The following is a 1,027-nucleotide window of genomic DNA, read 5'->3' as shown; positions in this document are numbered from 1 at the left end:
CCGATGTGGTTTTTCCCGATCGCGATCGCCGCGGGTAACACCGTGGTGCTCAAGCCGTCGGAGAAGGATCCGTCGGCCTCGCTGTGGATGGCGCGGCTGTGGGCCGAGGCCGGTCTGCCCGACGGGGTGTTCAACGTGCTGCAGGGCGACAAGACCGCGGTCGATGAGCTGCTGACCAACCCCAAGATCAAGGCCATCAGCTTTGTCGGATCGACGCCGATCGCACAGTATGTCTATGCGACCGCGACGGCGGCCGGCAAGCGCGTGCAGGCACTGGGTGGGGCCAAAAACCACGCGGTGATCTTGCCGGATGCCGATCTGGATCTGGCTGCCGATGCGATGGTCAATGCCGGGTTCGGGTCGGCCGGGGAGCGGTGCATGGCCATCAGTGCTGCGGTGGCGGTGGGTCCGATCGCCGATGATCTGGTGGCCAAGATCGCCGAGCGGGCAGCGACCATCAAGACCGGGGATGGCACCCAGGATTCGGATATGGGTCCGTTGGTGACCCAGGTGCACCGTGACAAGGTGGCCTCCTACATCGATGCCGGTGAGGCGGCGGGGGCCAAGGTGGTGCTCGATGGGCGCACGGTGATCGCCAACGGTGGTGAGAACGGGTTCTGGTTGGGCCCGACGCTGCTGGACAACGTCACCCGCGAGATGAGTGTCTACACCGATGAGATTTTCGGGCCGGTGTTGTCGGTGTTGCGGGTCGACACCTACGACGAGGCGTTGGAGTTGATCAACAGCAACCCCTACGGCAACGGTACGGCGATTTTCACCAATGACGGTGGGGCGGCGCGGCGGTTCCAGAACGAGGTCGAGGTGGGCATGGTCGGGATCAATGTGCCGATCCCGGTTCCCATGGCCTACTTCAGCTTTGGTGGGTGGAAGGCCTCGCTGTTCGGTGACAGCCACGCCCACGGTGCCGAAGGCGTGCACTTTTTCACCCGCACCAAAGCCATCACCACCCGCTGGCTCGACCCCTCCCACGGCGGCATCAACCTCGGCTTCCCCGAAAACAAGTGAG

General features: G+C 64.3%; 1 protein-coding gene. It reads left to right on the top strand.

Going from position 1 to position 1,027, the window contains the following annotated elements:
* Positions 1-1,026: CoA-acylating methylmalonate-semialdehyde dehydrogenase (mmsA, locus tag ACRCUN_RS34155; RefSeq protein ID WP_462146027.1), on the top strand; the 1,026-nt coding region annotated here is incomplete at its 5' end.
* Between the last annotated feature and the right edge of the window lies 1 nt (position 1,027).

This window comes from Mycobacterium venezuelense (assembly GCF_054919535.1).
Note: the sequence above shows the minus strand (reverse complement) of the source record. Positions and strands in the feature narration are given on the sequence as shown.